This window comes from Zobellia laminariae (genome assembly GCF_030553095.1).
GTDB classification, from domain to species: domain Bacteria; phylum Bacteroidota; class Bacteroidia; order Flavobacteriales; family Flavobacteriaceae; genus Zobellia; species Zobellia laminariae.
In genome coordinates, this window is sequence record NZ_CP130738.1 from 461,314 (window position 1) to 484,595 (window position 23,282).

General features: G+C 36.9%; 21 protein-coding genes and 3 pseudogenes. 17 read left to right on the forward strand and 7 right to left on the reverse strand.

Annotated features, from left to right (window positions below):
• Window positions 1-44: 44 nt before the first annotated feature.
• A pseudogene (xerD, locus tag Q5W13_RS02355) lies at window positions 45-940 on the forward strand (site-specific tyrosine recombinase XerD).
• Window positions 941-950: 10 nt separating this feature from the next.
• On the opposite strand, the gene Q5W13_RS02360 reads toward xerD, so the two are convergent.
• Window positions 951-1,448 (reverse strand): hypothetical protein, encoded by a 498-nt coding sequence (locus tag Q5W13_RS02360; protein ID WP_304445253.1) that lies wholly within the window; start codon window positions 1,446-1,448, stop codon window positions 951-953.
• Window positions 1,449-1,671: 223 nt separating this feature from the next.
• On the opposite strand from Q5W13_RS02360, the gene Q5W13_RS02365 reads away from it, so the two are divergent.
• Window positions 1,672-3,366 carry a glycoside hydrolase family 13 protein gene (locus Q5W13_RS02365; RefSeq protein ID WP_304445254.1) on the forward strand — a complete coding sequence of 565 codons (1,695 nt, stop codon included), beginning with the start codon at window positions 1,672-1,674 and terminating at the stop codon, window positions 3,364-3,366.
• On the opposite strand, the gene Q5W13_RS02370 is transcribed toward Q5W13_RS02365, so the two are convergent.
• Entirely contained in the window at window positions 3,351-4,673 is a 1,323-nt protein-coding gene (locus tag Q5W13_RS02370; RefSeq protein ID WP_155597405.1) for an NAD(P)/FAD-dependent oxidoreductase, read from the reverse strand. The two genes, Q5W13_RS02365 and Q5W13_RS02370, sit on opposite strands and share 16 nt — an antisense overlap.
• Before the next feature lie 321 nt (window positions 4,674-4,994).
• On the opposite strand from Q5W13_RS02370, the gene Q5W13_RS02375 reads away from it, so the two are divergent.
• Complete coding sequence (locus Q5W13_RS02375) at window positions 4,995-5,489, forward strand: RNA polymerase sigma factor (protein WP_162524545.1); 495 nt, start codon at window positions 4,995-4,997, stop codon at window positions 5,487-5,489.
• Window positions 5,490-5,501: 12 nt separating this feature from the next.
• Entirely contained in the window at window positions 5,502-6,149 is a 648-nt protein-coding gene (locus tag Q5W13_RS02380; RefSeq protein ID WP_155597406.1) for a DUF8845 family protein, read from the forward strand.
• Here the strand turns inward: Q5W13_RS02380 and Q5W13_RS02385 are convergent.
• Window positions 6,146-6,961: a lysophospholipid acyltransferase family protein gene (locus Q5W13_RS02385; RefSeq protein ID WP_155597407.1), complete on the reverse strand. Its 816-nt coding sequence runs from the start codon at window positions 6,959-6,961 to the stop codon at window positions 6,146-6,148. The two genes, Q5W13_RS02380 and Q5W13_RS02385, sit on opposite strands and share 4 nt — an antisense overlap.
• Window positions 6,962-6,986: 25 nt before the next feature.
• Window positions 6,987-7,631: an NUDIX hydrolase gene (locus tag Q5W13_RS02390; RefSeq protein ID WP_304445255.1), complete on the reverse strand. Its 645-nt coding sequence runs from the start codon at window positions 7,629-7,631 to the stop codon at window positions 6,987-6,989.
• Between Q5W13_RS02390 and Q5W13_RS02395 the strand changes: the two genes are divergently transcribed.
• Window positions 7,630-8,340, forward strand: coding sequence for a peptidylprolyl isomerase (locus Q5W13_RS02395; protein ID WP_304445256.1), 711 nt, complete (start codon window positions 7,630-7,632; stop codon window positions 8,338-8,340). The genes Q5W13_RS02390 and Q5W13_RS02395 overlap by 2 nt on opposite strands.
• A gap of 14 nt (window positions 8,341-8,354) precedes the next feature.
• Here the strand turns inward: Q5W13_RS02395 and Q5W13_RS02400 are convergent, their stop codons facing one another.
• Together Q5W13_RS02400 and Q5W13_RS02405 are read right to left on the reverse strand one after the other, a co-directional pair.
• Window positions 8,355-8,972: a trimeric intracellular cation channel family protein gene (locus tag Q5W13_RS02400; protein WP_155597410.1), complete on the reverse strand. Its 618-nt coding sequence runs from the start codon at window positions 8,970-8,972 to the stop codon at window positions 8,355-8,357.
• A gap of 78 nt (window positions 8,973-9,050) precedes the next feature.
• Window positions 9,051-9,767: an RDD family protein gene (locus tag Q5W13_RS02405; protein WP_155597411.1), complete on the reverse strand. Its 717-nt coding sequence runs from the start codon at window positions 9,765-9,767 to the stop codon at window positions 9,051-9,053.
• A gap of 32 nt (window positions 9,768-9,799) precedes the next feature.
• On the opposite strand from Q5W13_RS02405, the pseudogene Q5W13_RS02410 reads away from it, so the two are divergent.
• From Q5W13_RS02410 to Q5W13_RS02460, 12 genes and pseudogenes are all read left to right on the forward strand, one after another.
• Window positions 9,800-10,756, forward strand: a pseudogene (locus Q5W13_RS02410) (stage II sporulation protein M).
• Entirely contained in the window at window positions 10,753-11,622 is an 870-nt protein-coding gene (locus Q5W13_RS02415; RefSeq protein WP_304445257.1) for a hypothetical protein, read from the forward strand. Before Q5W13_RS02410 ends, Q5W13_RS02415 begins: the two are co-directional and overlap by 4 nt.
• A 2-nt stretch (window positions 11,623-11,624) precedes the next feature.
• On the forward strand, window positions 11,625-12,365 hold the full coding sequence (locus tag Q5W13_RS02420; protein WP_304445258.1) for a DUF4129 domain-containing protein: 741 nt from the start codon (window positions 11,625-11,627) through the stop codon (window positions 12,363-12,365).
• Window positions 12,358-13,575 (forward strand): DUF4350 domain-containing protein, encoded by a 1,218-nt coding sequence (locus Q5W13_RS02425; protein ID WP_304445259.1) that lies wholly within the window; start codon window positions 12,358-12,360, stop codon window positions 13,573-13,575. The genes Q5W13_RS02420 and Q5W13_RS02425 overlap by 8 nt, the downstream gene beginning before the upstream one ends.
• Window positions 13,565-14,562: pseudogene (locus tag Q5W13_RS02430) on the forward strand (AAA family ATPase). The gene Q5W13_RS02425 and the pseudogene Q5W13_RS02430 overlap by 11 nt, the downstream one beginning before the upstream one ends.
• A 2-nt stretch (window positions 14,563-14,564) precedes the next feature.
• Window positions 14,565-15,896, forward strand: coding sequence for a DUF58 domain-containing protein (locus Q5W13_RS02435; protein ID WP_304445260.1), 1,332 nt, complete (start codon window positions 14,565-14,567; stop codon window positions 15,894-15,896).
• A gap of 297 nt (window positions 15,897-16,193) precedes the next feature.
• Window positions 16,194-16,727, forward strand: a complete 534-nt coding sequence (locus Q5W13_RS02440) for a hypothetical protein (protein ID WP_304445261.1) — start codon at window positions 16,194-16,196, stop codon at window positions 16,725-16,727.
• Between the two features lie 169 nt (window positions 16,728-16,896).
• Complete coding sequence (locus Q5W13_RS02445) at window positions 16,897-17,805, forward strand: DUF3500 domain-containing protein (protein ID WP_304445262.1); 909 nt, start codon at window positions 16,897-16,899, stop codon at window positions 17,803-17,805.
• Window positions 17,801-17,914, forward strand: a complete 114-nt coding sequence (locus Q5W13_RS24540; RefSeq protein ID WP_368662544.1) for a DUF3500 domain-containing protein — start codon at window positions 17,801-17,803, stop codon at window positions 17,912-17,914. Before Q5W13_RS02445 ends, Q5W13_RS24540 begins: the two co-directional genes overlap by 5 nt.
• 15 nt (window positions 17,915-17,929) lie before the next feature.
• On the forward strand, window positions 17,930-18,445 hold the full coding sequence (locus tag Q5W13_RS02450; protein ID WP_304445263.1) for a DinB family protein: 516 nt from the start codon (window positions 17,930-17,932) through the stop codon (window positions 18,443-18,445).
• A gap of 103 nt (window positions 18,446-18,548) precedes the next feature.
• Window positions 18,549-18,782: a putative signal transducing protein gene (locus Q5W13_RS02455; RefSeq protein ID WP_304445264.1), complete on the forward strand. Its 234-nt coding sequence runs from the start codon at window positions 18,549-18,551 to the stop codon at window positions 18,780-18,782.
• Between the two features lie 70 nt (window positions 18,783-18,852).
• The gene (locus Q5W13_RS02460; RefSeq protein WP_304445265.1) at window positions 18,853-22,263 is read left to right on the forward strand and encodes a HEAT repeat domain-containing protein; all 3,411 of its coding nucleotides are present in this window, start codon (window positions 18,853-18,855) and stop codon (window positions 22,261-22,263) included.
• Window positions 22,264-22,325: 62 nt separating this feature from the next.
• On the opposite strand, the gene Q5W13_RS02465 is transcribed toward Q5W13_RS02460, so the two are convergent.
• Entirely contained in the window at window positions 22,326-23,267 is a 942-nt protein-coding gene (locus Q5W13_RS02465) for an NAD(P)H-dependent flavin oxidoreductase (protein ID WP_304445266.1), read from the reverse strand.
• Between the last annotated feature and the right edge of the window lie 15 nt (window positions 23,268-23,282).

Consider the following 23,282-nt stretch of genomic DNA (forward strand, 5'->3'; position numbering starts at 1 on the left):
CAAAAATGAATGGTATTGAGTCTAGCAATAGTTAACTTTACACTATGAATTGGGATCAAGCGCTTCAAGACTACGGGCATTATCTTAGAATAGAACGGGGACTCTCGGACAACTCTATTAAAAACTATAGTTGGGACATCACCAAACTCATCAATTTTTTAAAGGATAATTCACCAAATGATAATCCTAAGCGGATACAAAAAGAAACACTACAACAATTTATTTATGAAATAGCAAAGACCATGAATCCTAGGTCTCAAGCGCGAATTATTTCCGGCCTCAAGAGCTTTTTTAACTATTTGGTGTTTGAAGATTATAGAGAAGATAACCCTATGGATTTGATAGAATCTCCCAAAATAGGCAGAAAGTTACCGGATACTCTCTCTGAAGATGAAATAAACAAAATTATAGAAGCCATAGACCTTTCCAAAGCAGAAGGCGAGCGGAACCGCGCAATGCTCGAAACCCTTTACGGCTGTGGCCTCCGGGTTTCCGAATTGGTAGATTTAAAAATCTCAGACCTATTTTTTGAGGAAGATTTTATAAAGGTTACCGGAAAAGGTGATAAGCAACGTTTTGTACCTATTAGCGAGGTGAATAAAAAATACATTACCATTTATAGAAAAGAAGTAAGGGTACACCAAGATATTAAAAAAGGATTTGAAGACATCTTATTTCTAAACCGAAGAGGAAGACAACTTACCCGTGCCATGATTTTCACGATTATAAAGCGCCTTGCCGTAGATATTGATCTTAAAAAAGTATTAGCCCGCATACCTTTAGACATTCTTTTGCAACGCATTTATTACAAAATGGAGCCGACCTTAGAGCTATTCAACAAATGTTAGGACATGAAAGCATCACTACTACAGAAGTTTACGTGCATGTAGATCGCACACACCTTACAGAGGTCATGAACAAATACCACCCAAGGAAGTAGAATACAATGGTTAAAATTTAATTTTACTCTTTACTGATAATAAACTCGGCATTCCATAAGCCCCCAAGTTGGACTTGTTAAAATTTAGGTCGTGGTTAACTTCCATCATGATGTTGCTATTGATATCATAGCCCACTCCATTAGTCATGAGATAACGGGGTTTGGCTGTTATTGCGCCATGCTTATCCAATTCTCGTTCCATTGTAACTCCGTTTACAAAGTATAGCTTATCACTAACATAATTTTTTAGTTGCAATGATACCTTATGAACATCAAAGGTTCTATAGGTATCATAGTAGTTCTGCAGCTCAATCATGAATTTATCGTCAAACTTATAACCTATGGTACCCTGTAAATGCATTTCATTATCCATGAAAACTGGATAAGCAAAGCTGTCCGCATAAAAACTGGAAGTTTCCGTAGACTCTACATAATCTTGATTTGGATTCTGAGCTCTTCCTATTACCATACAAAGGAAAAGAAATACAATTCTAACAAGTGTAATCATAGATTGGTTTTGCTTTGCTAAATATAGCCATACCTCTTTATAATTGAAGTTATTTCTGACAAATTTAACCTTTCAAAAAGAGCAAAAACCTTTATGGATTAATTATTAAAATATGGTTTGAGAGATTATTTATGAACCGAAAACGTTATAGTTCAGCCTCATATACCACAACTGTATTTAGTTCCATTTACAAATTCTATATTTAAATTCAAATAGCTAAAATATGCATAAGACTACCGAACGCAAGTGGTGGAAAGAAGGTGTGGTTTATCAAATTTATCCAAGAAGTTTTCAAGATACTACCGGTAATGGCATTGGGGATTTACAGGGCATCATCAAAAGACTTGATTATATAAAAAGTCTTGGTGTAGACATCATTTGGCTCAACCCTGTGTATACCTCTCCAAATGACGACAATGGTTACGATATTTCTGATTACAGAAATATTATGGCCGAGTTTGGTACTATGGCCGACATAGATGAGCTAATGGCAGAAATGAAGAAAAGAAATCTTCGTTTGGTCATGGACCTTGTTGTAAATCATAGTAGTGATGAGCACGAATGGTTTGTTGAATCTAGGAAGTCACGAGATAATGAGTACCGGGATTATTACCACTGGTGGCCAGCCGAGAAAGGTACACCTCCTAAACGATTTAGCTATTTTGATGTAGACAGTAATGCTTGGAAATATGATGAACCTACAGATTCTTATTACCTCCACTATTATTCTGCAAAACAACCAGACCTAAAATGGGAGAATCCAAAAGTAAGGGAAGAAGTGTACGACCTTATGAAGTTCTGGTTTGAAAAAGGTGTTGACGGTTTTCGTATGGATGTGATTTCAACTATTTCAAAAGACACAACCTACCCAGAACTTCCTACAAAATATAATGGCGATTTTATTCCTTACTATGCGGATGGACCACATTTGCATGAATATATAAAAGAAATGAACCAAGAGGTTCTTAGCAAGTATGATGTTATGACCGTGGGCGAAGCACCGGGTGTGAGCAAAGAACAAGCTTTGAATTTTGTTGATGAAGACCGTAACGAACTTAACATGTTCTTTCACTTTAGTCTTATGTCACTAGACCGTGAGCCCGGCGAAACCTTTAAAATGAGGCAAGAACAGTGGAAGCTTACCGAGTTTAAAAAAATATTTTCGGAGTGGGATGCTGTTTTCGCTGAAAAAGGCTGGGGAAGCCTCTATTTAAACAATCATGATTTTCCAAGAAGTGTTAGCCGCTGGGGTAACGACTCTAAAATACACTGGCAAAACTCTGCTACTTTATTACAAACCTTTTTACTTTCTATGAGGGGTACGCCTTATTTTCTCTACGGAGAAGAAATAGGTATGACCAATATAAAATTTGACCGTATAACAGATTATCAAGACATCAATACGCGTACACGTTATGAAGGTATTAAAAAGGCGGGTGGCGACCTAGAAGCCTTCTTAAAAGACGAGAAAAAAGCAGGAAGAGACAATGCTAGAACCCCAATGCAATGGGACACCAAATTAAACTCTGGATTCTCTGAAGGTAAAACATGGCTTAAGGTAAACGATAATTTTAAAGAGGGTATTAATGTTGCCGAGCAAGAACCTGAAAAAGACTCTGTTCTCAACTATTTTAGAAGTATGGTTCAGGTTCGCAAGAATCACCTTGCGCTGGTATATGGGGATTACCTCTTATTATTGGCGGACAACGAGCAGGTTTATGCCTATTTGCGAACATGGGAAGATGAACGCTTTTTGGTTCTATTGAATTTTTCAACCAAAAGAAACTCGGTTACGATAGATGAAGTCCATTTTGACAAGGCACATCTTATAATTTCTAATGACGATGCAGAAAACAATAAAACTGACAATAGTTTTGAACTTACACCTTACCAAGCTGTAATTTATAAAGTCTTCTGATCTTTAAATAAAGAATAGTCGCGTTGGTAGGGACGTATGATCAATCGTGCTTCCCTATCAAAACGCACATAATTGTATACCCAATTAACAAATACCACTACTCTATTTCTGAAACCTATTAGAAAGAATAGGTGAACGAACATCCACACAAACCAAGCAAAAACTCCTTGGAACCTGTAATTTTTCATATCTACCACTGCCTTATTACGACCTACGGTAGCCATACTTCCTTTGTCTTTATAAACAAATGGCTGCATAGGTTCTTTACGAACCAATCTTAATAAATTTTCACCCAAATTCCTTCCTTGCTGAATAGCCGGTTGCGCCATCATTGGATGACCTTGGGGTGTATCCTCCGTTTGCATACAAGCTATATCACCAACAGCAAAAATGGCATCCTGACCTAAAATCTGATTGAACTCATTTACTTTAAGTCTATTACCTCTTACCAAAAACTCTTCGGCATCTAATCCACCTATGGGAACACCTTTAACTCCTGCAGCCCATACCAGAGTGGCAGCCTCAAATTTCAGTTCTGTTTTAGTATCTGCCGTTTTACCATCATAACTGGTAACCCGTGTGTTTTTCCAAATATGTACACCAAGGCTTTCTAAAAATTCTTCTGCTTTTTTAGAGGCATTATCACTCATGCCCTTCAATATTCTATCTCCAGACTGTACCAAGTTTATTTGCGCTCTACGCGTATCTAAGTCCGGATAATCTTTTGGAAGAATTCCCTTCTTAATTTCGGCCAAAGCTCCAGCAAGTTCAACACCTGTAGGTCCTCCGCCAACAATAACGAAATTCATAAGCGCATCCCGCTCATGAAGGTCATCGGTCAAAAGTGCCTGCTCAAAATTCTCCAATATTAGACTTCTAAGATTTAGAGATTGTGGAATGGTCTTCATGGCCATACCATTGGCCTCTATGGCTGTATTACCGAAAAAATTTGTTGTGGAGCCAGCTGCTATGACCAAATAATCATACCGTAATTCACCAATATTTGTAATTATCGTTTTTGATTCAGGTACTACCGATTGCACCTCTGCCAAGCGAAAAAAGAAGTTACTGTAATCTTGCAAAATCTTACGAATAGGATATGCAATGGAATCTGGTTCTAAACCACCCGTAGAAACTTGATAAAGAAGAGGTTGAAAGGTATGGTAGTTATTCTTATCTAGAAGCACTACCTGCACTTCTTTCTTACTTAATTTTTTAGCTAAGGCTACGCCCCCAAAACCACCGCCAACGATTACGATTCGTGGTAGGCTAGATTTAGGTAAGTTAAGTGCATCTGTGTCTGACATGTTTCAAAATATCGGCAAAATTAAACATTCATTGACTACCCCAACCGATAAAACACGCGTTTTATTATATTTAAATCAGTAAAAAACGTAAGAAAATTCACTATTTTGCATGATTTGTTCATTTCTAAAATCAATCGGGAAAAATTAAATGAGAAAATAATCAGTTAAATTTCTTCCACTTATCTAATCATAATCCTTTAAAAATCAATATAATTCCACTCATTACTATACTAAACTCAAATTTAAACTCAACACATAAAAATTTATGTGTAACAATTAATCCTTTTAGGCTACCTATAGTCTAACAACCTACCAACTGGAGTGAATAACGAACTGGAACATCAATTTGTGACGGAACTTGAGAGCAATCAAAACATTGTTCACAAGGTCTGTACATTGTATACCAATGATAGAGATTCGCACAACGACCTGTTTCAAGAAATTACGATACAACTATGGAAAGCCTACCCTAAATTTAGGGGAGAGTCTAAATTTAGCACTTGGATGTATCGTGTGGCATTGAATACAGCAATTACGTTATACAGAAAATCTAAAAGACGTGTTCAGACGCAAGACTATGAATCGGTAATTTTTAAAATTAAAGCCGACGAATATGATGCTACTCAAGAAGAGCAATTAAAGCTTATGTACAAGGCTGTAAAACAACTGGGCGATATAGATAAAGCACTGGTTTTTTTATATCTGGAAGATAAAGATTACCGCGAAATAAGTGAAACACTTGGTATTAGCGAAGTAAATGCACGTGTGAAGATGAATCGTATCAAGAAAAAATTAAGAACCGTCTTGAATCCTTAAGGAGATGATATTATGGACGAATTAGACCTTTTAAAGAAAGATTGGCAAAAGAAGGGAGATCAACTTCCTAAATTGACCTATAACGACATACATAACATGACATGGAAGAAATCATCTTCTATAGTCAAATGGATACTAATTATAAGTATTCTAGAAATTGTATTACCAAACCTTCTCTATTTAATACCTTCCTTTAGACAAAGTATGAGCATTTACGAAAATACTATCGTAGACAAGTACTTTTTAGGCATGACCGTTATTTATTACTTGGTAATTTTTTACTTCATTTACCAATTCTACAGGAGGTACAAAGAAATATCCGTATTAGATAGCGCCAAAGGTCTTATGCGCAAAATCATTAGAACAAGAAGAACGGTAAAGTACTACGTAATATTTTCACTATCCACCATACTTGTATTTATAGCAATAGTCATTATAGGTATTTACCTAAATGATAGTTTTATGGATAATTTTACGGAAATGGCAGGTAATTCTAACGCGGTTTCGCCAGAAAAACTAAAAACGACCCTAATGGTATCTATGGCTATTTTGGGTGTTGTTATGATAGCTTTCTTTGGAGGAGTCTACTTTCTACTATATGGTCTACTTCTTCGCAAGTTGAAAAAGAATTATAAAGAATTAAGAAAACTAGAAGTCTAGATTTTATGTCTATTCCTGTATCTTCTTAACTCATTTTCTTCTTCGTAAGCCAATAGGTCTTTTTTAGAAATCACCTTTAAGAAAGATGGATGCTGCTCAATAGCGTATTCTAATTTTTCTATGATAGAATCAAAAGATTCGTTTTCATAATCTATATCTAATGGTTCTTTAATTACTATGGATTGAAGAATACCTTTCTTCTTAATACGAAGTCCCTTTTTGTCAAAAGAACGTCTAAAACCATCAATAACTACAGGAACTACAACTGGCTTGTATTTTTTAATAATGTGTGCGGTACCCTTTCTAAGCGGCTTCCACGGTGTAGTGGTTCCTTGCGGAAAAGTAATTACCCAACCATCTTTTAGTGCCGTCCCGATACTTGAAATATCGCTCATTTTCACCTGTCGGTTAATGTCCTTTCCTTCTGCACGCCAGGTGCGTTCTACACTCACAGAACCTGCGTAAGCAAATATTTTAGTCAGAAGACTCTTTTTCATAGTTTCCGCTGCTGCAACATAGTACATGTTCAACTTAGGATTCCAGATATAACCTACATTTTTAATATTATTATCACGCCCTTTAAGACTTGCATTGAACACGTGAAACATGGCAACAACATCTGCAAAGTACGTCTGGTGGTTGCTTACAAAAAGTACATTCCTTTCCGGAAGTGACCGGATAATATCCGACCCTTCTATTTCTAGACTGTTAAATCGCTTATACCTAGAATGTGTAACTAACCCAATAAGACGGATAAGCCACTTTTTTAGAAACAAGATATGTCCGAAAGGATTTTCCTTAAATATGCCCATAGAAAGCAAAAATACGAATTTACCCCTATAAAACCTGTTGTAACAAGGCCTTGATTTCACTAAGCATCATTCCTGTTGCTCCCCAAACGGTATAACCATTTAATTTAAAGGCAGGTACGGGTACATTTGAAGCGTAAGAAGTAGTCATTTCTTCTGTAAAAATGTTAGCGTCATCCATAAAATCCATCAAAGGAACCTCAACTAGTTCTTCTACTTCAGTCTCTTGAAGTAAAAAAGGCTCCGCGCCATTGTAAAGCCCCATAAACGGGTGCACATCAAAATTACTTGGTGGAATATAAATATCCGTTAACGACTTAATGATTTTTACGCTATTTGGCTCTACACCTACTTCTTCATGAGTTTCCCTAAGTGCCGTGGCCATCATATTAATATCTTCTGCTTCTACTTGCCCTCCTGGAAAACCAATCTGATTGGAATGCACATCCTTAGGATGACTCTTTCGTAAAATGAGCAATAAACGTGTTAAATTGGCCGCATCTGGGTAAAAAAGGGCCATAACAGCAGCTTTTTTAGTTATTTGAGGCTTTTTACGAGCATCTTGTAACTCCTCTAACCTAAATTGAGGAGCCATTTTTAAATGCGAAGCCTCACCGGGTAAAGGCAGATTCTTTATTTTTGGGATTCGAATAGAGAAATCATCAAAATTCATGACAATCAGAAATTCAATTATACTAACAATATTACCACTTATTTTTCTGGCTTCCTGTGGCGAAAGTCCTAAAGAAAAGCAAAAGTCTACAGTAGAAGTCGTAGCAAAAAAAGATTCTGTTCAAATAGATTCAACCGAAATAAAAAAAGAAAAGGAATTTGTCCTGACCGAAGAAAATGCCATAGACTTTTTCTTTGAATATCAAAAAGACCTTAAAGTTGATAAAGTAAAAATCACCACCCGATTGGGAAGCTTTACCATTCAGTTGTTTGATAATGTTCCTTATCACAAGGCCAATTTTATTTACTTAACCCGTAAAGGGTATTTTAAAGACACCCAATTTCACCGTATAGTAAAGAACTTTATCATTCAGGGTGGAAATTCCGATGACGTAAAAACCGGAAGAAAACGAAGTAAAATAGGGCGGTATTTACTCCCTCCGGATACTAGAAAAGGTCATAAACACCATAGAGGTGTAATATCTATGCCCAGTAGTGAAATTAACAATCCGCATATGCTGGCATCACCTTTTGAGTTTTTCATTGTGGTAACAAAACCGGGATCATATCATTTAGATGGTGATTTTACCCCTTTTGGAAAAGTCATTGAAGGTATGGATGTTGTGGACAAAATAAACAGCGTAGAAATTGGTGAGGGCGATTGGCCTTCCCAGAATATATACATCCAAAACGCTGAAGTAATAGAATAGATTTAATAGAAAGTCTAACTCTCTACTTTCTTGTAAATATTGGGCAGCGCAATGCCAAACTTAACAGCCAATAGACGGGTAATAATAATTATCATGATGGCTCCAACATACGCATAGGCGGCGTCGAAAGGTAAAAGCACCAATATAAAATAACTAATACCGCCCATAATACAGGCCGTAGCATAAATTTCTTTTCTTCTAAAAATTACTGGAATCTCGTTACAAAGCATATCACGAATAACGCCCCCAAAACATGCTGTAATTGTACCTAAGGCAATACACATTACAGGCAACAAATCTGCAGCTAAACCTTTTTCTATCCCCAGCATGGTAAAAAGGCCAATACCAATAGTATCGAAAAGAAACAGGGTTCTTCGCAAATATTTTAACTGCTTAACAAAAATTACGGAAAAGATAACGGACCCAGCAATTACGGTTATATAAATAGGTTCACGCATCCAAAGTACAGGCGTATTACCAATAAGCATATCACGTAGTGTACCACCACCCACCGCAGTTACGAATGAAATTATAAAAATCCCGAACAAATCCAGTTTTTTATCCATTGCTACCAATACCCCAGAGATAGCAAATGCTATAGTACCTAGAATATCAATTAAAAAATAAAACATGCGCTAAGAATTATTTTGAGTGTATTTTACAATTCTGTTGGGCTTTGCAACCTTTCTTATCAAACTATAATACAGTAATTAAAGCTGTTGCGTGTAATAGCTATAATCCTTGATTATCATGTCTACAAAATCAATGGGATTCATTTCCGAAGTGATGCTCGTAACTTTTTTGATTTGATCGCTCAAAGATACAATTACATTGTGGTTTCCGTTGCGTTTTGCGGCATCGTAAAATTCTTTTATGGTCTGCATTTCGCGGTCTTTAAAAACTGTTACCTGCGGAAATTGTGGTTTATAATCTTCTGGTAAATCCCGTAACAAGGTATCTTTTAAAGAAATACGCTTTTTTTCACTGATTACCGTTGTTCCCGCAGCTATATCTCCCACCCGTTGGCCGTTACCACGAATTAAAATAGTTAGTACAGCAACACCTCCAGTAGTTAAAACAACATCTATAATACGTAATATCCATCGTACAAAGTAACTAGAGAAACCCGGTTTAGAACCATCCAATTTCACCACCCTAATCTTCATTACAGTTTTACCAACGGTTTGCCCATCCATAAAAGTTTCTAGCAACACATAATATAAAAAGGCAGGAAGGCTTATAAGCATATAAAGCGCCCACATATCCCCAAATTCTATATCTAAGGACAGTAAACCTATAATCATTAGTATGGTATAGGCAAGGATGATTAAACTATCCATGAGATAGGCCAACATGCGGTCTCCTAGATGGGCTGTATGCTGGTTAATGGTTATATTTTGGGCTGTTTCTATTTGAAATTGTTCCATAGTTTCGTTTCTTTGGTATAAACCAAGAGTTGATGCGCGAGGCCGCCTTTGTAAAGCAAAATAAAGACAAATGGGCTACTTTTGAAAATGCCCTGTCGAATAAAACGGCTTTGACCCCTGATAAATTGTCCGATCTCTATATTGAAATCACGGACCATCTTAGCTACGCCAAGACCTTTTATGCAGGCAGCAATACGGAGTTTTATCTCAACACCTTAGCCTCACAAGCCCATCAAAAAATATACAAAACCAAGCGAGAACCCAAGAACCGTATTCTGGAATTCTGGAAAACGGAGTTCCCAACAATGTTCTACCATCACCAACGTGAATTGCTGATTGCCTTTCTAGTATTTTTTTAGCTTAGTAGGTGCTTTTTCAGCCGCTAACGAAGGTACGTTTGTTCGTTCAATTTTAGGTGATAGTTATGTAAATATGACCCTAGAAAATATTGAAAAAGGTGACCCCATGGCCGTTTATAAACAGATGGGAGAATTCAATATGTTCTTAGGCATTACCATTAACAATATTCGTGTAGCACTAATGGCATTCGCATATGGCATTTTATTGGGCATAGGAACATTATTTGTTATGATGCAGAATGGAATTATGTTGGGTAGTTTTCAATACTTCTTTTACGACAAAGGTTTGCTTTGGGAATCTGTAAGAACCATATGGATTCACGGTACCATAGAAATAGCTGTAATCATTATCGCTGGTTGCGCAGGACTCGTACTTGCCAATGGTATTTTATTTCCATAAGCACGTATACCAGACTTGAATCTTTTAAAAGAGGCGTCCAAAACGGTTTGAAAATTATGCTCAGTACGGTACCATTTTTTATCATTGCCGGCTTCTTAGAAGGTTTCGTTACCCGTCATACAGAAATGCCGGACGCATTGGCCATTCTCATTATTTTAGCCTCTCTGGCACTAATTCTTTTTTACTACGTTATATATCCTAAACGACTCAACAAAAGACCAACCCCATGAAACAGTTTATAGAGTTTAAGAAACAACGGGAAATGAGCCAAATTCTGTCCGACACCTTTGGCTTTTTACGCAACGAATTCAAAACATTTTTTGGAGTATTTTTTAAGATAATAGCGCCCTACTTGGCAGTTATGCTTATTAGTTATGGCTTTTATATGTTCCAAATAGGCGATATGATGAACCTTACTATGACCGGTTCAACTTCAGTAATAAATGGTTTTGCAACTTTTATAATAGTTCTGGTATTTATAATTGCCACCGTTACTACCTATGTTATGTCACAGGCCACTACCTTGTTTTATATTAAATCTTACATAAAACATAATGGTAACATAGATTTTATTGAAATAAAACAAAACGTTTACGGCTCTTTCTGGAAGTTTATAGGTCTAGGCTTTTTAGTAGCTATTTGCGTAGGCTGTGGTTTTCTTTTCTGTCTTATTCCAGGTATTTATCTATATGTACCCCTTGTACTATCATTCAGTATTTTGGCTTTTGATGGTAAGAGTGTTTCGGATGCTTTTAGTGCTAGTTTTAGTTTAGTCAAGGAGTATTGGTGGATAACTTTTGCTTCTCTTTTTGTAGTAGGTATCATAGTTATGGTTGCCAGTTATGCTTTTGCTTTACCTGCTACCATATATACCTATGCAAAAATGGGAATCCTCTCAGGAGAAATAGACGCTGAGAATTTTACCCTAGCAGACCCTGTTTCAATTGTACTAGGAATTATTAGCACGCTTGCCCAATTTCTATTGAATATTATATCTGTTGTTGCAAGTGTTTTGATTTATTTTGATTTAAACGAAAAAAAGAACTTTACAGGTACTTATGAACGCATAAAAAATCTTGGAGGAACAGACGAATAAATATGCGGAAACTGCATTTCTTCTTATTGCTAAGCCTATGTTGCGCGGGGTTTTTAACTGCACAGAAAGACTCTTTAGGGATTGCCTATGATACGGTTGCGCTTAAAGTGAAAACTATAAGCGACGCTGATCTAAGTAAATTTTACGAAGACAATGCTTTTAAATATGAGGTTATAGAAGCCGAACGTACTTGGTGGGATGACTTTAAAAGTTGGCTAAGCAATTTAATCTTACGCATTTTGGAAGGTATTTTTGGAGTTGAAGAAGCTTCAGGTATTTTGGCTACATTCTTACGTCTGGCACCTTATTTACTTTTAGGCATCCTCATTTATATTCTTATTCGGTTTTTTCTGAATATTAACGCCAGTGCTCTACGACAGGCCAAAAGTAACAAGGCTTTAGTTTCATTGTCCGAAGAAGAACATATTATCAAAAATGAAAACATCCAAGACCTCATTCAAAAAGCACTTGCTAAAAACGACTTCCGTTTAGCGGTTCGTTATTCTTATTTGCAAGTTCTAAAACTACTTAGTGAGAAAGAACTTATTTCTTGGGAGCCCCAAAAAACGAATGACGATTATATAAAGGAAATTTCAAAGACAGAGCTCCAAAATCCATTCATCAACATAACTCGTTTATATGATTTTACTTGGTATGGAGATTTTCATATCACAGAATTAGAGTATTCAAAGGCAAAGAAAACCTTTCTATCCATAGAAAAAATCATACGCACAAATGGATAAGAAAGGACTAAAATATATAATCATAGCCGTAGCTACAGTAGCATTGTTGATGGTTATACAATACAACCGTCCTAAGGAAATAAACTGGACCAACTCCTACGTGGCCAAACATAAGATTCCCTACGGCACTTTTGTCTTAAACGATGTTATGGAACATCTGTTTAAAGGCAAGATTCAACAAGTGAACATCCCTCCTTTTGAGTTCCTAAAAGAAAATGAAGACATTTCGGGAACCTACTTCTTTGTTAACAACAATGTAAGTTTTGGAGAAGCAGAACTACTTTCGCTTTTAGATTGGGTAGATAAAGGAAATACCCTTTTCATTGCTTCCGAAAATTATGAAGAAAAACTTCTGGACACTCTTAAACTAAATACTGCTACTCTTTTTAGCGGATTAGAAAACATACGATCCCATAAACATAGATTGGTTAACCCTCTTTTAAATTCAGAAGACGGTTACATTTTCAAAAAAGAAGATTATGTAACGTATTTCATGAAATACGGAACAGATTCTATGACTATTTTGGGAACTGTAGCCAATATAGAGAAGAACAAAAAGAAGAATGAAGAAGTAAACAACGTAATCAAGAGGTCATTTGGCAAAGGAGAGGTCATTCTAAGTACTTTCCCAAAAGCGTTTACAAATTATTTTATTTTAAAAGATAACAACAAGCAGTATACCGCAGGAGTCTTGTCTTATTTAGATGACTCCCGCACCATTTATATGGATAACCATCATAAAAGTGGAAAAGCCGTTTACACTTCGCCTATGTATGTTTTTCTAAATACCAAGGAATTCAAATGGGCCTATTATCTTGCTTTGATTGGCGTGGTTATTTATGTCTTTTTTGAAGGAAAGCGAAAACAAAGGGCCATACCGGTAATTCCTCCACTTAAAAATCAGACGCTGGCATTTACCCGTACCATTGCAGATATGTATTTTGAAAAAGGTGAAAGAAAACAAATTACCGAACATAAAATTGCCCATTTCTTAGAGTACATCCGTTCCCGTTTTTACATGAACACCCTAAAAAGAGATGATTCGTTCTATACCAATTTAGCTATGCGTAGCAATCATAGTAAAGAAGAAATAAAAGCACTTTTTTCACTTTTAGAACAATTGGAAGCAAAAGATAATTTGACTGACATTGAGTTGCAAAAACTGAATTCGGCCATAGAAAATTTTAAAAAGAAATCACATGGAAAATAATGAGATGCAAAATGAAGAACTCAACTTCAACAATCGTATTCCGTTAGAAGATTTAAAGAATGCCGTTAATGGAATAAAAAGGGAACTTTCTAAAGTCATTATAGGACAAGAGAATTTCATAGAACTTCTCATTGTCTCTTTATTAGTTGATGGTCATGTTCTTATTGAAGGTGTGCCATAATTGCCAAAACTATTACCGCAAAACTTTTTGCAAAAACCCTAAAGACAGATTTTAGTAGAATTCAGTTTACACCGGATTTAATGCCTAGTGATATCCTTGGTACTTCCATTTTTAACGTAAAGACCTCTGAGTTTGAGTATAAGAAGGGTCCTATTTTTTCTAATATTATTCTGATTGATGAAATAAACAGGGCTCCAGCAAAGACACAGGCGGCCATGTTCGAAACCATGGAGGAACGCCAAGTGACCATGGACGGTACCACCTATAAAATGAAAGCACCTTTTATGGTCTTGGCCACCCAAAACCCTATTGACCAAGAAGGTACTTATGCCCTACCCGAAGCGCAACTAGACCGATTCTTATTTAAAATTAAAGTGGAATACCCTTCACTAGAGGAAGAAGTTTTAATTATCAAAACCCACCACGAGCGTAAAGGAGCTGTCGTAAAAGAACTCATAAATGGTGTATTGACACCAGAACAACTTGCTAGTTTTAAAACGAACATTCAAGATGTCATCGTAGAAGAAAAGATTATAAAATACATTGCAGAGATTATTTCTAAAACCAGAAACCATCCGCACCTTTATTTAGGAGGTTCTCCTAGAGCTTCCATTGCCACATTAAATGCCGCAAAAGCCTTCGCTGCAATTAGTGGGCGAGACTTTGTTACCCCAGAAGACATTAAAAAAACATTGGTGCCAGTTCTTAACCACAGGGTAATTTTAACTCCTGAACGTGAGATGGAAGGCATGACCACAGAAAGCGTAATTCAAATGATAACAGAGTCGGTAGAAATTCCGAGATAAGAATGCAATTTTTAAAATCGTTCTACATACACAACGTTTTCTTTAGGTATATAGCTATACTATCGGCTAGCTTTATACTTAGCTATTGGATACCCGTGCTCTACCCTGTTACTTGGCTTCTGAGCTTACTTTTAATTGCGCTCTTCTTATTTGATGCGTATTTATTATATACCGCTAAAACAGGTATAAAAGCATCCAGGATATTACCAAAAAAATTATCCAATAGTGATTTAAATCCTATTTCAATAAAGTTTGAAAGTCACTATACATTCCTGACACAGGTTTCAATTATTGATGAGCTACCTGCTCAATTTCAAAAGCGCGATTTTGACCATAAAATCAGTTTATCAAAAGGAGAGAAAAAAGAATTTAAATACACGGTTAGACCTGTTGACCGCGGAGAATATGTTTTTGGAAACTTAATTGTTTTTGCCTCATCGCCTTTAAAAATTATTAAAAGAAAGTTCGTTTTTCAGAAAGACCAGATGGTACCGGTGTACCCAAGCATTATCCAAATGCAGCAGTACGACTTTTTAGCTATCAATAACCGACTTACAGAAATTGGACTAAAAAAAATACGCAGAATTGGGCACACCCAAGAATTTGAGCAGATAAAGGAATATGTTCAAGGAGATGATTTTAGAACCGTTAACTGGAAGGCTACGGCCAAACAGAACCAATTAATGGTCAACCAATACCAAGATGAACGCTCACAGCCCATTTATTCTATTATTGATACAGGCCGAGTAATGAAAATGCCTTTCAACGGACTTAAATTATTGGATTACGCCATTAATTCTGCTTTGGCTTTTTCTAATGTTGCTTTAAAACGAAACGACAAAACGGGCATGATTGCATTCTCTAAAAAAATTGAATCCTTTGTTCCCGCCATTCAAAAAATTACCCATTTAAATACCATTTTAGAAAAGCTTTATAATATTAATACCCAGTTTACCGATGCAGATTATGGCATGCTCTATGCTCACGTAAAAAGGAACGTTAACCAAAGAAGTTTACTTCTACTCTACACCAACTTTGAACATATATCAGCGCTAAAAAGACAGCTTCCTTTCTTAAGTGCAATTGCCAAAAAGCATGTGCTCGTGGTCATATTCTTTGAGAACACAGAATTGGACACTCTAATTTCTAAAGATGCCCAAGACATTCAAACCATTTACCATAAAACTATAGCTGAAAAATTTACGTTAGAAAAACGTTTAATGCAGAAAGAACTTCAGAAATATGGTATTCAGACCATCTTAACCAAGCCAGAGAACTTAACCATGAATACCATCAATAAGTACCTAGAAATCAAGGCTCGGGGACTTATTTAACCATATTCTTTAAATACAATTTTCTTCCACAACGAATAAAGTCGAAAAAAGTTGTTAACAAGTTATCACCAACGCTCATGTTGATAACTTTAATATGATTTTATAATCAATTCGCAATCCTAATAGTCACAAGTGATAGGCACTAAAACGAGGGTTTGATAACCCCCATTTTTAGCTCTATCCTCGTTTAACCGCCCAAAAATTTCGTCATAATTCTGTAAATTGCAGTCCCCAGTAGGTATGTAAACATACCGCCCCTTTAAAATCTATTTACGAACCAAACCTAAGAGAACAGGAATGAAGAGAACATCTCCTTTAGTTGCTAAAACGTCCCCGAAATTTTTCAATTTTTTACGGTCCAAGCCAAAATATAGATTTCGTCTTGTAGATTTTAAGAACAAAGACTACAAAACAGATTTACTTTTATCTCAGACCAGATGTGATTTAAAAATTTCACCAAAGGGGATTATGGTAGCGGGTAACTTTAATAATCATGAGAGTATAATTCCTCTATTAAAGAATGAAATAGAGTCTATTAGTTTAGTTAGGGGCAAAGAAACTATAGACACCTTTTACCTTTCTCCAATGCATATTTTAATGAAAATGGGCATACCAAGCCGCGTAGCTCGTTTCTTTAAGGTCTACCCATCAGAATACAAAATATCTGAGACTCAGGTTATTATTAAATGTGAAGAATATCAGCTTAAATTAATTACCGACGGCACTAATTTTGAGACTTTATTACGTACTTTTTCTAAATCTGGATATTCAGAAGAACTGAATCTTATGCGCAAACCTTCTTTAAATCTTTTAAATTACAGCGTATATTAATTCCAAAAATTCTATTCCGGTCAATTAACTATCAAAATCTATTATTAAGTGGCACTCCTTTTTATATCGAGGTCTATTAAGGTTCAGCCCATACTGCTAGTTAATTTAATGACAGTTCATTACATTTAAAGCTTATTATTAGCACGCTGCGCTATAAGAAACTAAAGTAATGAGACATAAAGAACTGTTATTACCTTTCTGTATTCTGTTTTTTGCAATAGGCCACACTCAAGAACTACATATTCTAGCTCAAGATTTTCTCAATTCTTTGGATGTAGGCCTCCTAGAAAAAGCTCAGTTCCAACTTAATGATGATGAACGTTTCACTTTCAATTATGTGCCGATTGTAAGAAAAGGACCAACTTTTAATGATTTTAATGCGAAGCAAAAAGAAGCTGCAACCAACTTATTAAAAGCCTCTCTTAGCCAAGAAGGTTTCCGTAAAGCATCAGAAATCATGGCATTAGAAAACATCTTAGCTGTTCTAGAAAATAACAAAAAGAAGATGCCAGATGGAACTTCTATGAGAGACGCCCTAAACTATCACTTTTCTATTTTTGGCAAACCCGCTGCGGGAGAATTTTGGGGCTGGCGGTTTGAAGGCCACCATGTGTCCTTAAATTTTGTTGCTTCTAAAGGAGCTATTGTATCTGCAACACCATCTTTCATGGGTTCTAATCCCGGTACAGTGCCTAGTGGCAAATCAAAAGGAAAGCAAGTATTAAAAAAAGAAACCGAAATAGGTTTTGAACTTCTTAATTCACTCTCAGAAAAACAATTGGCACAAGCTGTATTTGCTAAGGATGCTCCCTACGAAATATTTACACGTAACCACAGAACCGCATCTAACTTAGAACCTAAAGGAATTCTATTTTCTGAACTATCAGCAGAACAGAAAGCAATTTTTAAAAAACTCTTAAACTTATATTTAAACAACTACGAAGCTGAATTTTCAAAATCACTTGAAACCAAAATTAAAGAAGCAGATTTTAATAAGCTTTCTTTTGCGTGGGCAGGCAGCTTAAAAACCTTACCAAGGACATTATTACCATATTCAAGGACCTACCATTTTAATTGAATATGATAACACACAAAACAATGCCAACCACGTGCATACCGTAGTTCGGGATTTAACCAATGATTTTGGCCAGGATATTTTAAAGGAACATTACAACCACAGTCATTAAACTAGGACAAAACCCATGCAAGACCCTAAACCTGAAGTCTGGCTCCGCGGACCTATTCCAGAAATTCCATTACTATTGCAACCTGCTGCACATGCACTATTGCAATCTTCCGAGGAAATAGAGCGCTATTTGCTTGATTTTCCGGAGGACAAATTATGGATCAAAATTGCCGGAAGAGCTTCAGTTGGGTTTCACTTACAGCATATTACCGGAGTGCTAGACCGTATGATGACTTATGCTAAATCTGAAAACCTATCAGAATTGCAATTCAACTACCTCTCTCAAGAAGGAAAGCCGAATGAACAACTCCATACAAAAGACCTTATCATCAACTTTCAAAATAAAACCGAACAAGCAGTATCGTTTTTTAAAACCCTAACAGAAGCTACTTTAAAAGAAGAGCGTACGGTAGGAAGAAAAAAACTTCCGTCAACAACTTTAGGTCTTCTATTTCATGCCGCAGAACACAGCCAGCGGCATGTAGGTCAACTATTGGTTACAGTAAGTGTTCTGACCTATTCTGAAAACTAGACACTATTTTTTTCTTCAGATTTATAGAATCAAAAATTAACTTTTTACGGGGTCTACAACGTGTAATAACACGCTAACTTTATATTGTTATAAAAATGAAGATATGAAATCAAATGAAGTTAAAATTTACTCAGGAAACCGCTTTACAGCGCAACGTATTGAAGAAAAATTAAACGAAGTTGGTATTAGCCCCATTATCAAGGACGCCTCTGAATCTGCACGCTTAGCTGGGTTTGCAGCCAATATTAATGGCGAGCTAGATATTCATGTGCGTGAAGATGAAAAGGACAAAGCAATGATCATCGTCAGGGCCATAGCTGCACAGCAAAAAGATTAAAAGCTTGTCGTTTACTGTATTCAGAATTACCTATTTTTATAGGCTACTTGCCAATGAATACAAAACAACAATGACAAACAAAACCAAACTCACCCGTTTATTAGCGTTATCGCTTCTTACCACCCTATTCTGCGCTTGCGAGTCCAAGCCTAAAAAGCCAAAGGAAACCCCGTTGGTTATTGTAGAAGACTCTCTTACGGAAGTAAGTAGAGCAAAGGAAATACGTGAAGGCATAAGCCCTAAAATTGCAGATGGACTAGAATTAACACTTTGGGCTTCAGATTCTTTAGCCCCTGACCCTATTGCCATGCAAATTGACGATGAGGGAAAAGTGTATCTCACGCGTACCAATCGTCAAAAAAATTCAGAGTTTGATATTAGAGGATATCAACATTGGATGACGGCTTCTATTTCTTTACAATCTGTTGAAGACCGCCGTGAGTTCTTACATGAAACATTCGCTCCTGAAAAAAGTGAGGAAAACGAATGGTTCCCAGATCTTAACGAAGATGGAAGTCATGACTGGAAAGATTTGACTGTTGAAAAAGATGAAATCTGGATGCTGGAAGACAACAACAATAATGGAATTGCAGACAAATCAACTAGAATTCTAGAAGACTTCAATGAAGAAATCACCGATGTTGCCGGAGCGCTTTTAGTCCGCGAAGACGATGTATTTGTTGGTGTAGGCCCAGATATGTGGCGTTTAACAGACACCAATGACGACTTAATTTTGGATGAAAAAACATCTATAGCCCATGGATTTGCGGTACATATTGGATTTGGTGCTCACGGCATGTCCGGAGCCATTGAAGGTCCTGATGGTAAAATATATTGGGGAATTGGTGATATTGGTGCCAACCTTACTACTGTTGACGGCCAAAACCTGAAATATCCAAATCAAGGGGTTATTGTACGTTCCAACCCTGATGGAAGCAATTTTGAAGTATTTGCTAGAGGATTGAGAAACACCCACGAATTTGTTTTTGATACCTACGGAAATATTATTTCTTCCGATAATGATGGTGACCATGCAGGAGAAAGCGAAAGACTTGTTCACTTAGTGGAAGGTTCCGATTCAGGTTGGCGTTCTAACTGGCAGTATGGTAAATACACAGACCCAAAAAACAACGATTATAAAGTTTGGATGGATGAAAAGCTATTCACTCCCCGTTGGGAAGGCCAAGCAGCATACATTGTACCTCCTATTAAAAATTTCCATAACGGCCCAACCGGAATGGCTTTTAACCCAGGTACAGCTTTAGGTAAGGATTGGCTCAATAAATTCTTTTTAGTAGAGTTTGTCGGCAACCCTGACCGATCTAACATTTGGGCTTTTGATTTAAAACCTAAAGGAGCTTCTTTTGAGCTGAATACGGATAAAAGTATCTTAAGTGGTGTTCTACCTACTGGAATTCAATTTGGTCCGGATGGTGCCATGTACGTTGCCGATTGGATTACCGGATGGGGTACTAAAAACTACGGTCGTGTTTGGAAACTAGATGTTAGCGATTCTAAGAATGACCTGGAGAAAGAACGAAAAGAGACCGAACGCTTAATGACCTTGGACTATAAAGAGCAATCCACAGATGAGTTGGTAAAATTGCTTTCTTATGGTGATATGCGTATTAGAAAGAAAGCTCAATTTCAATTGGTGAAAAATGGCTCAAAAGGTTACAACGCACTTAAAGAAGTGGCTGCTAATAATGCAAATCAATTTGCACGTATCCACGCTATTTGGGGTATTGGTCAGGTTGCAGATAAAGATGCCTCGGAAGCGGAGCCACTTGTGGCACTATTAGCTGATAGCGACCCTGAAATTATTGCTCAGTCCGCTAAAATTTTAGGAGATGCAAATTATATTGATGCAGGAACGAAATTGATTCCGCTTTTAAAGCATGACAATTCGCGTGTAAAATTCTTTGCCGCTCAAGCTTTGGGTAGATTTAAAACCGAAGCTGCCGTTCAGCCTTTATTAGACTTTATCGTAGCAAACAATGACGATGATGTTTATTTAAGACACGCTGCCGTTTTAGCGCTATCTAGAATTGGAAAAACTGAATCTATTACCACTTTAGCACACAATCCCAACCGAAGCTTGCGAATAGCCGCAGTTCTAGTTTTACGTAGACTTCAAGATCCTGCAGTTGCAGAATTTTTAAAAGACGAAGATGAGTATATTGTAACCGAAGCCGCCAGAGCTATTAATGATGATTGGTCTATTGACGCTGCACTTCCTGCGCTTGCAGATATGTTAACCGTAGAAAAATTTAATTCAGAACCTTTGTTGCGTAGGGCTATTAATTCCGCACTTCGTGTGGGAACTGACAAAGAATTAGAAAACCTTATCGCTTTTGCTAAAGATAAAAATAGGTCTAATATACTAAGAGGTGAAGCTTTAGCCACCATTGGCACATGGGCAGAACCGTCTGTACTTGATAGAGTTGATGGCCGTTTCCGTGGAGAAATCAAAAGAGACCCCAATGTTGTAAAACAGAAAATTGAAAAAGATATTCCAGATTTTCTTGAGGATACGGATGTGGACATTATTATAGGTATCACCAACACCTTAGCCAACTTAGGAATCGATACACATAACGATGCTCTTTTTGCTATCATGAAAAAGAACAAGTCGCCAAAAGTAAGGTCTGAGGTTTTGCAAGCATTAGGAAAACTAAATTTTGATAAGGTTGAAACTGCCATGCAATATGGTATGAAAGACGGAGATAAAGATGTGCGTACCACAGCTATTAGCCTAATGCCGAAAATGGACATATCCAAAGAGAACCTGCCTAACATCATCAAACCTATTTTCCAAAAGGGATCAGTTCGTGAGCAACAACAATTGTTAAGTGTTTTAGGTGAACTTCCCGTTGAGAAAAGTGGCGAAGTTTTAGAAGGATTAATAAAACAAGCTAGCGCAGAGCGCTTAAAGCAAAGTGTTATTCTAGACCTTATTGAAGCAGTTGAAGCAACCAAAGACGAAAACTTAATTGCGCAATTAAAGCCATTAAAGGAAAACGGAAACTCCATGGACGCCTTTAAGGAAACCTTAGTTGGCGGTAATTCCAGAGACGGTAGAAATGTTTTCAATAAAAACCCAACTGCCCAATGTACCCGATGCCATGCTATTGGCAGCGCAGGTGGTGACGTAGGACCATCTCTGGAAAATATTGGAAATATTTTAAGTAGAGAACAAATTCTTGAAGCACTTATTGAGCCAAGCGCTAGATTGGCTCCAGGTTATGGTAGCGTTTCACTTACCCTGAAAGACGGGCAAGTAGTAAATGGTATTCTTGAGGCAGAAACTCACGAGGAACTTACCTTAAGAACTTCTGAGGCAGAGCCTTTGGATATACCTATATCACGCATTGAGAAACGCGAAAATATGCCATCGGCTATGCCACCAATGGGTCGTTTAATCTCAAAAAGAGAATTGCGAAACTTAATAGAATATCTTGCTAGTCTTAAAGAAGGCTAGACAGAAAACAACAAAAAAGCCCTCCATAATGGAGGGCTTTTTTATTTTATATCATTTGTAAATTATAAAGAAGCAACTTTCTTCTTTGCAATTTCAAATTCTGTCATCATATCGTTTACAATACTTGCTGCTGGTTTAATGGTATGAATAAGCGATGCTACTTGACCAATTTCAAGTTCACCCTCTTCCATATCACCTTCAAAAATACCTCGCTTGGCACGAGCCCTTCCCAATAAAGAAATCAAATCTTCTTTTGAAGCACCATTAGCATAGGCAGTCTGAACATCTTGATAAAACTTATTTTTTATTAATCGAACAGGAGCCAATTCTTTTAAAGTAAGCTGGGTATCACCCTCACCTGCTTCTACTACTTTTTGTTTAAATAGCGGATGTGAAGATGCCTCATCACTAGCCACAAAACGACTACCTACTTGCACTCCATCCGCACCTAAAATCATAGTAGCGAGCATGGCTGCACCGGTTGCTATTCCCCCTGCAGCAATTATGGGAATATCTAATTTTTCCTTAACCGCAGGAATTAAAGTAAGCGTAGTAGTTTCATCTCGACCATTATGCCCTCCAGCTTCAAAACCTTCCGCAACTATAGCGTCTACTCCGGCCTCTTGAGACTTTATAGCAAACTTTAAGCTACTGACTACATGAACTACTATAATTCCTTTTTCCTGTAAATAAGAAGTCCATGTTTTTGGATTTCCTGCGGAAGTAAAAACAATTTTCACTCCCAGCTCTATAATTATTTCCATCAACTTATCCAAATCAGGATAAAGCATGGGTACGTTTACTCCAAAAGGTTTATCGGTTGCTTGCTGACATTTTTGAATATGCTCGCGCAATACTTGAGGATACATACTACCTGCACCAATCAATCCCAAGCCTCCTGCATTGGAGACAGCAGAAGCTAAGCGCCAACCGCTGGTCCAAATCATACCTGCTTGAACAATAGGATATTTTATTCCGAAGAGCTCTGTTATTCTATTTTGCATGGATTGAATATATTG

Coding starts and splice junctions, on each gene's coding strand:
- Q5W13_RS02360 (WP_304445253.1), bottom strand. CDS start 1,448: ATGATTACACTTGTTAGAATTGTATTTCTTTTCCTTTGTATGGTAATA.
- Q5W13_RS02365 (WP_304445254.1), top strand. CDS start 1,672: ATGCATAAGACTACCGAACGCAAGTGGTGGAAAGAAGGTGTGGTTTAT.
- Q5W13_RS02370 (WP_155597405.1), bottom strand. CDS start 4,673: ATGTCAGACACAGATGCACTTAACTTACCTAAATCTAGCCTACCACGA.
- Q5W13_RS02380 (WP_155597406.1), top strand. CDS start 5,502: ATGGACGAATTAGACCTTTTAAAGAAAGATTGGCAAAAGAAGGGAGAT.
- Q5W13_RS02385 (WP_155597407.1), bottom strand. CDS start 6,961: ATGGGCATATTTAAGGAAAATCCTTTCGGACATATCTTGTTTCTAAAA.
- Q5W13_RS02395 (WP_304445256.1), top strand. CDS start 7,630: ATGACAATCAGAAATTCAATTATACTAACAATATTACCACTTATTTTT.
- Q5W13_RS02390 (WP_304445255.1), bottom strand. CDS start 7,631: ATGAATTTTGATGATTTCTCTATTCGAATCCCAAAAATAAAGAATCTG.
- Q5W13_RS02400 (WP_155597410.1), bottom strand. CDS start 8,972: ATGTTTTATTTTTTAATTGATATTCTAGGTACTATAGCATTTGCTATC.
- Q5W13_RS02405 (WP_155597411.1), bottom strand. CDS start 9,767: ATGGAACAATTTCAAATAGAAACAGCCCAAAATATAACCATTAACCAG.
- Q5W13_RS02415 (WP_304445257.1), top strand. CDS start 10,753: ATGAAACAGTTTATAGAGTTTAAGAAACAACGGGAAATGAGCCAAATT.
- Q5W13_RS02420 (WP_304445258.1), top strand. CDS start 11,625: ATGCGGAAACTGCATTTCTTCTTATTGCTAAGCCTATGTTGCGCGGGG.
- Q5W13_RS02425 (WP_304445259.1), top strand. CDS start 12,358: ATGGATAAGAAAGGACTAAAATATATAATCATAGCCGTAGCTACAGTA.
- Q5W13_RS02435 (WP_304445260.1), top strand. CDS start 14,565: ATGCAATTTTTAAAATCGTTCTACATACACAACGTTTTCTTTAGGTAT.
- Q5W13_RS02440 (WP_304445261.1), top strand. CDS start 16,194: ATGAAGAGAACATCTCCTTTAGTTGCTAAAACGTCCCCGAAATTTTTC.
- Q5W13_RS02445 (WP_304445262.1), top strand. CDS start 16,897: ATGAGACATAAAGAACTGTTATTACCTTTCTGTATTCTGTTTTTTGCA.
- Q5W13_RS02450 (WP_304445263.1), top strand. CDS start 17,930: ATGCAAGACCCTAAACCTGAAGTCTGGCTCCGCGGACCTATTCCAGAA.
- Q5W13_RS02455 (WP_304445264.1), top strand. CDS start 18,549: ATGAAATCAAATGAAGTTAAAATTTACTCAGGAAACCGCTTTACAGCG.
- Q5W13_RS02460 (WP_304445265.1), top strand. CDS start 18,853: ATGACAAACAAAACCAAACTCACCCGTTTATTAGCGTTATCGCTTCTT.
- Q5W13_RS02465 (WP_304445266.1), bottom strand. CDS start 23,267: ATGCAAAATAGAATAACAGAGCTCTTCGGAATAAAATATCCTATTGTT.